This is a genomic window from Nocardiopsis sp. NPDC006832, from assembly GCF_040635885.1.
GTDB lineage: Bacteria > Actinomycetota > Actinomycetes > Streptosporangiales > Streptosporangiaceae > Nocardiopsis.
In genome coordinates, this window is record NZ_JBEYLC010000061.1 from 24,049 (window position 1) to 32,711 (window position 8,663).

Consider the following 8,663-nt stretch of genomic DNA (forward strand, 5'->3'; position numbering starts at 1 on the left):
TTTCCGGGGCCGCGTTCGTTGATAGGGGTCGGCTAGGGGGCCCAGGGTCTTCGACGGGCTCTCAGACCCTGGTATACCGAGAGAACCCGATCCGTGTTCTCGCTGGAGACACGGGTGGGGCGGGGCTCTTCGACAGTGTGTCCTCTACTCCTTGTTCGGAACAGGCGATGTTCGTTCCGGTGGCCTGTGCATCGTGATTCGTGCAGGGCACGCTACGTGGGTGACAACGGAGATGACAATCATCATGGTCGACCCGTGATAGACGATCTAGGCGAGTCGGTCGCCGTGACCACATAATCGGTTCCATGGGAAACGGACAGGATAGAGGAAAGGTGCGATCGGTCGTGCGTGTCGGTGATACTCCAGCACTGTACATATCGGGGTTGCGCAAGAGTTACGGGACGGTGCACGCGGTCGATGGCATCGACTTGACCATCGCGCCGGGTGAGGTCGTGGCGCTCTTGGGGCCCAACGGGGCGGGCAAATCGACCACCATCGACATGATCACCGGCCTCACCCGCCCGGACAAGGGCGAGGTCCTGGTCTTCGGCGCGGAACCGGGCGAAGCGGTGAAGGAGGGTCGGATCGGGGCGATGCTCCAGGACGGGGCCCTGCTCGACGATGCCACCGTAGGGGAGATGGTGGCGATGGTGGCGTCCCTCCACCGTTCCCCGCTCACCGTTACCGAGGCCTTGAACAGGGCGGGTATCGAGGACCTGGCCCGACGTAGGTCGACCAAGCTCTCCGGCGGCCAGAAGCAGCGTGTCCGTTTCGCCATCGCGATGGTCTCCGACCCGGATCTGCTGATCCTCGACGAACCGACGGCCGGTATGGACGTCGCCACCCGGAAGTACTTCTGGGAGTCGATGAAGAAGTTCACCCAGAGCGGGCACACCGTCATCTTCGCCACCCACTACATGGAGGAGGCGGAGGAGGTCGCCGACCGAATCGTCTTCCTCCGGGACGGGCAGGTGGCCGCGGACGGGAGCGTCGAAGAGGTCAGGGCGCTCGCGGAGGGCCGGACCCTGACGGCCACCGTCCCCGACGTGTCCCAGGAGGAAGTCCTGGATTTGCCGTTCGTCGTGAGCGCGGACGTGCGCCTGGACAAGGTGGTCATTCTCAGTTCCAACTCCGACAGAACGCTCCGGGCCCTCCTGGACCGGTTCCCGGAGGCGGTGAACATCGAGGTGGTCGGCGTCGGTCTGGACGAAGCCTTCCTCGTCCTGACCGGCAACCTAGATGAGGACGAACAGTCATGAACGTCGGATACCTGAAGCTGGAGCTTCGCCGGGTGCTCAGGGAACCCGGAACCCTTCTCTTCGTCCTCGGTTTCCCGGCCGCTTTCTACGTGCTGGAAGTGATCATCTTCCAGGCCGAGTGGCCCGACTCCCACGACGCCTACGACCCGGCCACGATCCTCATGCCGAGCATGGCCGCCTGGGGCGTACTGATCTCCGGCATGCTCGTCGGTGCGCGAGTGGTCAACGAGCGGCAGGCGGGCTGGCAGCGTCAGCTCCGGCTGACACCCCTGTCGAGTTCTGGCTACCTCTTGGGGAAGGTCTCCGTCGGCATGTTGGTGGCCGTCCCGCCACCGCTGGCGGTCGCCTTCGTGGCCGCCGTCTTCCTCGGAGTGCGTCTCGACCCGGCCGCCTGGGTCTCGGTGACCCTGCTCGTGACTCTGGGAGGGCTGCCCTTCGCCATCCTGGGTCTCCTCGTGGGGCAGGTGGGAACGCGCGAGAACGTCCAGCAGATCACGATCATCGGCATGCTCGTACTCGCAATCTTCGGTGGGTTGTTCATCCCCCTCCAGACCCTTCCGGAGTGGTTCCTCTACGTCTCCTACGTGACCCCGAGTTATTGGTTGGCGGAGTTGGGCAAGTCCGGGATGGCCGCCGCCATCGGTGTGGAGGCGCAGCCCCTTCTGTACTCCGCGGCGGCGCTCACGGCGTGGACGGTGGCTCTCGCCGTGGCCGTGGGCTGGCGCTATCGTCATGACTCCGCACGTACCTGACCGGAACGGCTCTTCATGAACCACCCAGGCGCGCAGGAACGGCCGACCGCATCGCTGGGACGATCCATCGATGAGGTCGGCCGGCGACTTTTCGACCCGCCCTCCCACTCCTCCCATGGCAGCGGGGCACTGTGGGTCTCCGCCGGATTGACCCTGTTGTTCAGCCTGCTGATGCTGCCGTACGGACTGACCGTGGCGGAGGGCCTGGACGCGGAACCGGGCGCGTGGGTCCTCGGGATCGGGTTCGCCTACGTCGTCTCCTATCTGATCTTCGTGATCCTGGGGGAGTCGAAGGCGTGGTTCGTACGAATGCTCATGTGCGCCCTGCTCCTGCTCCTGGGAGGTGCGCTGGTCACACTCGCCGGGTTGGAGAACGCATGGGTCCTGGTCTTCGCCCTCTGCGTGATCACCGCCTTCTCCCGCACCGTGGTGGCGACCGGTGTGGTGCTCTTGGTGGTCGGTGCCCTCGCCGGCGTCGCGTTCTTCACCGGGGAGATCATCTCGGTGCTCTCCGACCTGGTCCTACTGGCCTCCGTCGGCATCGCGATGATCCTGTTCATCCGCCTGGTGGACGCCAACGGTGAGTTGCGCAGGGCCAGGGACGAGGTGGCGGAGTTCGCCGTCGTGAAGGAACGTGAACGTGTCGCCCGGGAACTCCACGACATCCTGGGCCACAGCCTCACCTCCATCACCGTCCAGGCGGGGGTGCTCCGACGCGTCCTCGAACACGCCGGACACGAGCAGGAGGCGCGACAGGCGGGAGAGGTCGAACAGGTGGCCCGGCAGTCGCTGTCGGACGTTCGAGCCACGGTGTCGGACTACCGATCGGTGACACTGGCGGGCGAGATCGCGGGGGCCGGAGTCGTCCTCCGCTCCGTGGGGATCGTTCCACGCCTTCCACGAGCGGTGGACGAGGTCTCCTCGGACGCGCAACGGGTGCTCGGCTACGTGGTCCGAGAGGCGGTGACCAACGCGGTACGGCACTCGGACGCCACGGTGGTCGAGATCCGCCTCGACAGGAACGGCGTGGAGGTGCTGGACAACGGTCCGGGCGTTGGACCCGTGGTCAAGGGGAATGGTCTGCGCGGCCTGGAGGAGAGGATCACGGATCAAGGGGGCGAACTCAGGTTCGGTCGGCGCCCCGACGGAGGGTTCTACGTGGCGGCGGCCCTCCACCCCGAGGACGACTTCGAGGGTGGCGGATCGGCTCCACCGGAGACTGATGGGAGCAACGAATGATCCGTGTCCTCGTGGCGGACGACCAGGCGTTGATCCGCGGCGCGCTCGCCGCCATGCTCGACCTCGAATCCGACATCACGGTCGTGGCCCAGGTGGGTACCGGGGAAGAGGTACTCGCCGCGGCTCGTGAGACGAGTCCGGACGTGGCCCTGCTCGACATCCAGATGCCCGGCAAGGACGGATTCGCCGCCGCGGAGGAGCTACGCCGAAACGTCCCGGGGTGCCGGGTCCTGATCTGCACCACCTTCAGCCGGCCCGGCTATCTGGTTCGCGCCATGTCCGCCGGAGCCACGGGTTTCATGGTCAAGGACGCGCCTCCCGAGGAGCTGGCGAAGGCCGTGCGCAAGGTGAGCAAGGGGGTCAGGGTCGTGGATCCGACACTGGCCGCGGAGTCCCTCACCCACGGCATCAACCCCCTCACCTCCAGGGAGAAGGAAGTACTCCTGGGGGTGCTGGAGGGGGACACCATCACCGAAACGGCCAAGCGGTTGTTCCTCAAGGAGGGGACGGTGCGCAATCACCTGTCCTCGGCGATCGGCAAGACGGACACCCGGACCCGGTCCGAGGCGGCCCTGGTGGCTCAGGGCCGCGGTTGGCTGTGAGCGGTGGGGCGCTCCCGGGCCGGGTGTCCTCAGGCCTCGGTCAGGGCCTTCTCCCCGGCGATGGAGTCCTCATACGTGGGCAGCAGTCCCGCTTCGAGCGCCTTCGCCACCGTGGGGGCGGAAGCGTCACGGGTGGACCGGATGAGACCCGATCCCTCCGGTAGGGGTAGCCCCAACTCCGGATCGTGGACGTCGACCCCCAACTCGTTCGCGGGCACGTACTCCTCCGAGAGGAGATAGGTGATCACCGTCCCCTCCTCAAGTGCCAGTACGGCGTGTCCCACCCCGACGGGAAGGTAGACCGCCTTCGGTGAGTCGGGGCCGATGAGCACCGAGTCCCACCGCCCCCAGGTGGGTGAGCCGACCCTGAGGTCCACGACCATGTCGAGCGCACGTCCGGCCGGGCAGTGCACGAACTTGGCGCACCCCGGAGGGGTGGCCGTGTAGTGGACCCCGCGCACCACACCCTTGCGGGAGCGGGTGAAGCTGACCTGACCGGGCCGGAAGGGCCGGCGCCCGAGCGCGCGCACGAAGTCGGACTCCATGAGCGAGGACGCGAAGCATCCCCGGTCATCGGGGAACACGGGGAAACCGAACTCCACGGCTCCCTCCACCGAGAGGTGGCGAAACTCCATGATGTCTCTCCGATGAGCTGTTTCTTCGAGCTGGGACGAGTGTGAACGGCTGCGGGTCGTCCGGCTTCGGAAGGGGTGGGTCAGGCCTGGCGGCTGCGCTTGCTCAGGCTGAGCCCGACCGCGATGCCGATCACCACACCGATCGGGATGAGGATGTGCGGGCCGAGTACGAACAGGCCGGCGACGCCTCCGATCACACCACCGGCGACCGAGGTGGCGGACATGACGACGATCTGCTTGGTGTTCTCGTTCATGACGGAGACCTTTCACTTCTGCTGCGGAGACTACGGAGATCTCTGAATTCTCATTCTCGATCCACTTTCATGATGTCGTTCCGATCGTGTCCGTGCTTAGGGTGAATATCATGCGAACGGGATGACAGTTGTCATTGGTCTGATGCCCGAAAAATCACTAGTCTGACCGAAAGTCTAATCTAGGAGTAAGCGACGGAGTCGACGTGGCACATTTCGTCTTCATGGCCCCCCCGGCCACAGGACACATCAACCCGACACTGGGCCTGGTCTCGGCGCTCGTCCGGAGAAGACACCGAGTGAGCTATTTCGTCACGGAGGAACACGAGGGTCGGGTCAAGGAGGCCGGTGCCGAACCGGTGCCGTACCAGACCACGATGCCCGGTTCGGAGGCCAAGCCCCTCACGCTGAGCGGACTCGACGTCACCCGAGGCCTCCTGTCCGGGCTGAGGGAGACCCGGCACCTCTCCGAGAGCCTTGACGGTTGGTTCGCGCGGAATCGACCGGACCTCGTGGTCTTCGATGGCCTGGTCGCCTGGTGGGGTCGCCTGCTGGCCTACCGGCACGGCATACCGGCGGTGCCCTCCTGGCCCAACTTCGTGTCCAACGACGCGTGGTCGCTGACCGACGAGTACGTCAAGTTCAACAAGCTGGACCCGAGGCTCTACGGGTTCATCCTTCGCATGCGGCGGATGGCGATCAAGGAGGGGCTCACCCTGGTCGAGCTCATGGACTCGCTCGGCCGTGGTGTTCCCGAACACCTCGTCTTCCTGCCGCGGGAGTTCCAGTTCGAGGGGCACAGCTTCGACGAGAGCTTCCGTTTCGTCGGACCCTGCCTGCGCGAGGGGCGAGGGGACCAGGGCTGGACGCCCCCGCCGGACCGCCCCGTGCTCCTGGTCTCCCTCGGCACCCTCTATCACAACCGGCCCGACTTCTTCCGGGATGTCATCCAGGCCTTCGGTGACTCGTCCTGGCACGTGGTCCTGGTGATCGGACGACACGTCGACCCGGCCGTTCTCGGCGAGGTCCCGCGCAACTGCGAGGTCCACGTGACGGTGCCGCAACTGGAAGTGCTCGGGCACGCGCGGCTGTTCCTCACACACGCGGGGATGGGAAGCGTCATGGAGTCCCTGAGCTTCGGTGTCCCGATGCTCGCCGCGCCCCAGATGGGCGAACAGCGCGCCAACGCGGACCGCATCGAGCAGCTCAACCTGGGAAGGGTGCTTCGGGAGGGTCCGGAGGACATGGTGGACCATCTGCGTCGACTCGCCGACGAGATCTCGACCGACGACACGGTGCGGACCTCGGTGGAGGACATGCGCCGCGCCTTCGAACGGGCCGGTGGGGTGGAGGCCGCGGTTCGAGTGGTCGAGGGTGCGGTCAACGCACGAGTTCGATGACCTTCCCGAAGTCCTCCATGGCGGCCTCCATCACCGTGTAGTAGGTGATGCCGAACCTTTCGGTGTGGCTCTCCAGTTGTTCGGCGATATCGCGTGGGCGGCCGACGAACACGGTGGGGAGTTCGAGGACCTGATCGATGGTCAGGTCGGGCCCGTACCGCTCCCGGAGTCGGTCGCCGGCGGCGCGACGGTCGCCGGTGAGGACGGTGGCCTTGCTCAGCACGTTGAACTCCACACCATCGGGCCGGTAGGAGGTCTCCGCCCGCACGAAGTCGACCCTCTTCTCCAGTGTCGGTGCGTCGACCAGGCCGGTCCTGCCGTATTCAGGGCGAAACCTCGCTCCCGTGAAACCGACGATCTCCGCCTCGTGGGCGGCCAGGCGCAGGACACGTTCGCCGTGGCCTCCGATCATCAGGGGCGGGTGCGGACGCTGCGCGGGGTACGGAAGCACGTCCGAGTCCAGGAACTCCCGTAGACCGGACAGAGCCCCCTCCAGCCGCCGGACCCGCGACCCCGGACTCCCGAACTCGATGTCGGCCGATACGAATTCGTGCTCGACGTAACCGGTTCCCATTCCGATTTCGAGCCTGCCGTCGAGGAGAAGGTCGGTCGTGGCCACATCTCGGGCTAAAAGGGCGTGATTGTAGAAACAGCTGTTGATTACATAAGCGGCGATCTTTGGTCGGCTGGTGGCCGAACCGGCCGCCACCATGGAAGGAAAGGGAGACATCAAATTAAGGTGATCGGGAACCCCGATGACGTCGTATCCCAACGCTTCCGCCCGTGCGCACTTCTTCGCCCACTCCGCTGCGGTGCAGCCGGATGAGATCAGTACGACGCCGAATCTGAGTCGTCTATCGAGCATGTGGACCAGTATTCCAATCCACCGCCTACGTGTCCGCCGCAGGTGCACAAACAGGGGTCCTAGGGGGCGATGTTAGGGGTTGTTGGCGCCCCACGACGAGGGGCAGGCTCAAACCGGACAAGTACCTCTGTGTGCCATTCGTTCTGTGCTCGCCGGAAGGTGGAGATGGTGCAGCAATTCACGCTCGGCGGATCGGGTTTCCGAAGCGACGAGGCCGGAGACCTCCCGATAGCCGTCGTCGGCATGTCCTGCCGGGCTCCCATGGCGCATGGACCCGATGAACTCTGGTCCCTGATCGGTTCCGGGGTCGAAGCGGTCCGAGAGGTTCCCGAGGGACGTTGGTCCGACGGTCCTGGACTGCCCGGGTTCGTCGCACGGGGCGGCTTCCTGGACGACGTCGAGTCGTTCGACGCACCCTTCTTCGGGATCTCCCCGAGAGAGGCCGCCGAGATGGACCCGCACCAAAGGCTCGCCCTGGAGCTGGTCTGGGAGGCGTTGGAGGACCAGGGAACGGACGTCCGTTCCCTACCCACGACGGGTCTCTACGTGGGGGCGATCGGGGACGACTACGCGGTGCTCCGTGACGCCTCCGGTACCGGAGTGGACGCTCGGCACGCGGTCACCGGTGCGGCGAGGAGCATGATCGCCAACCGCGTCTCCTACGCCATGGGGCTCCGTGGCCCGAGCCTCGTCCTGGACACGGGCCAGTCGTCCTCCCTGGTGGCCGTCCACATGGCTTGCGAGAGCCTGCGTTCCGGCCAGTGCGACGTGGCCGTCGCGGGGGGCGTACACCTCAATCTCTCCGGCCGGGGCACCGCTCGTATGGGGGCCTTCGGGGCGCTCTCTCCCGACGGTCGCTGCTACGCCTTCGACGAGAGGGCCAACGGCTTCGTGCGAGGAGAGGGCGGCGGATTCGTCGTGCTGAAGCCCTTCGCCGAGGCGATGGCCGACGGTGACCGGGTCTACGCGGTCCTCGCGGGCAGTGCCATGAACAACGACGGGGGCGGGGGCGGCCTGACGGTGCCCAGCGCGCCCGCGCAGGCGGCGCTGCTCGATTCCGCCTACCGCCGGGCCGGGGTGGAACCGGGGGCGGTCGGATACGTGGAACTGCACGGCACCGGCACCCCCGTCGGAGACCCCATCGAAGCCGCCGCCCTGGGCGAGGCCCTGGGGGCCGCCCAGGAACCGGGCTCACCACTGCTCGTGGGATCGGTCAAGACCAACATCGGTCACCTCGAAGGTGCCGCAGGGATCCTCGGGCTGCTCAAGACCGTTCTGTCGGTCCATCACGAAGCACTCGTCCCCAGTCTCAACTTCTCCCGGCCCAACCCGAGCATCCCCTTGGAAGAGCTCAACCTGAGGGTCGTGACCGAACGCATGCCTTGGCCGGCGCCGCACGTGGCCGGGGTCTCGTCGTTCGGCATGGGCGGGACCAACTGCCACGTCGTCGTCACCGGCGCACCGGGACGGACCGAGACCGTCGAGAGGACCACGGAAGGCCCGCGGACCGTGGCCTGGACGGTCTCGGCCCAGGGCCCGAACGCTCTCAAGGAGCAGGCCCGACGCCTCGTCGATGCCGCTCCCGCGGCGCACCCCTCGGACGTCGGACACTCACTGGCGACCCGGCGCACGGGACTGCCCCATCGGGTGGCGGTCGTGG

Annotated in this window: 9 protein-coding genes; 6 read left to right on the forward strand and 3 right to left on the reverse strand. The window is 66.5% G+C overall.

Translation table 11 applies throughout. From position 1 onward, the window contains the following. Positions 1–383 precede the first annotated feature (383 nt). Genes ABZ717_RS23350 through ABZ717_RS23365 form a run of 4 tightly spaced genes read left to right on the forward strand, consistent with a single transcriptional unit; the run spans position 384 to position 3,852 of the window. Positions 384–1,259, forward strand: coding sequence for an ABC transporter ATP-binding protein (locus ABZ717_RS23350; protein WP_358513988.1), 876 nt, complete (start codon positions 384–386; stop codon positions 1,257–1,259). Further along, on the forward strand, positions 1,256–2,011 hold the full coding sequence (locus ABZ717_RS23355) for an ABC transporter permease (protein WP_358513990.1): 756 nt from the start codon (positions 1,256–1,258) through the stop codon (positions 2,009–2,011). The genes ABZ717_RS23350 and ABZ717_RS23355 overlap by 4 nt, the downstream gene beginning before the upstream one ends. A gap of 15 nt (positions 2,012–2,026) precedes the next feature. Further along, positions 2,027–3,250, forward strand: a complete 1,224-nt coding sequence (locus ABZ717_RS23360) for a sensor histidine kinase (protein ID WP_358513992.1) — start codon at positions 2,027–2,029, stop codon at positions 3,248–3,250. Next, positions 3,247–3,852: a response regulator transcription factor gene (locus tag ABZ717_RS23365; protein ID WP_358513994.1), complete on the forward strand. Its 606-nt coding sequence runs from the start codon at positions 3,247–3,249 to the stop codon at positions 3,850–3,852. The genes ABZ717_RS23360 and ABZ717_RS23365 overlap by 4 nt, the downstream gene beginning before the upstream one ends. A 29-nt stretch (positions 3,853–3,881) precedes the next feature. Here the strand turns inward: ABZ717_RS23365 and ABZ717_RS23370 are convergent, their stop codons facing one another. Both ABZ717_RS23370 and ABZ717_RS23375 read right to left on the reverse strand, forming a co-directional pair. Further along, positions 3,882–4,487, reverse strand: a complete 606-nt coding sequence (locus ABZ717_RS23370; RefSeq protein ID WP_358513996.1) for a dTDP-4-dehydrorhamnose 3,5-epimerase family protein — start codon at positions 4,485–4,487, stop codon at positions 3,882–3,884. A gap of 80 nt (positions 4,488–4,567) precedes the next feature. After that, positions 4,568–4,741, reverse strand: a complete 174-nt coding sequence (locus ABZ717_RS23375; protein WP_358513998.1) for a hypothetical protein — start codon at positions 4,739–4,741, stop codon at positions 4,568–4,570. 221 nt (positions 4,742–4,962) lie between these two features. Between ABZ717_RS23375 and ABZ717_RS23380 the strand changes: the two genes are divergently transcribed. Next, positions 4,963–6,138, forward strand: a complete 1,176-nt coding sequence (locus tag ABZ717_RS23380) for a macrolide family glycosyltransferase (RefSeq protein WP_358514004.1) — start codon at positions 4,963–4,965, stop codon at positions 6,136–6,138. Here ABZ717_RS23380 and ABZ717_RS23385 read toward each other — a convergent pair. Beyond that, positions 6,119–7,003, reverse strand: coding sequence for a TIGR03621 family F420-dependent LLM class oxidoreductase (locus ABZ717_RS23385; protein WP_358514000.1), 885 nt, complete (start codon positions 7,001–7,003; stop codon positions 6,119–6,121). The genes ABZ717_RS23380 and ABZ717_RS23385 overlap by 20 nt on opposite strands. Positions 7,004–7,168: 165 nt before the next feature. On the opposite strand from ABZ717_RS23385, the gene ABZ717_RS23390 reads away from it, so the two are divergent. Beyond that, on the forward strand, positions 7,169–8,663 hold a 1,495-nt coding region (locus ABZ717_RS23390), incomplete at its 3' end, for a beta-ketoacyl synthase N-terminal-like domain-containing protein (RefSeq protein WP_358514002.1).

Coding starts and splice junctions, on each gene's coding strand:
- ABZ717_RS23365 (WP_358513994.1), top strand. CDS start 3,247: ATGATCCGTGTCCTCGTGGCGGACGACCAGGCGTTGATCCGCGGCGCG.
- ABZ717_RS23385 (WP_358514000.1), bottom strand. CDS start 7,003: ATGCTCGATAGACGACTCAGATTCGGCGTCGTACTGATCTCATCCGGC.
- ABZ717_RS23370 (WP_358513996.1), bottom strand. CDS start 4,487: ATGGAGTTTCGCCACCTCTCGGTGGAGGGAGCCGTGGAGTTCGGTTTC.
- ABZ717_RS23380 (WP_358514004.1), top strand. CDS start 4,963: ATGGCCCCCCCGGCCACAGGACACATCAACCCGACACTGGGCCTGGTC.
- ABZ717_RS23375 (WP_358513998.1), bottom strand. CDS start 4,741: ATGAACGAGAACACCAAGCAGATCGTCGTCATGTCCGCCACCTCGGTC.
- ABZ717_RS23360 (WP_358513992.1), top strand. CDS start 2,027: ATGAACCACCCAGGCGCGCAGGAACGGCCGACCGCATCGCTGGGACGA.
- ABZ717_RS23355 (WP_358513990.1), top strand. CDS start 1,256: ATGAACGTCGGATACCTGAAGCTGGAGCTTCGCCGGGTGCTCAGGGAA.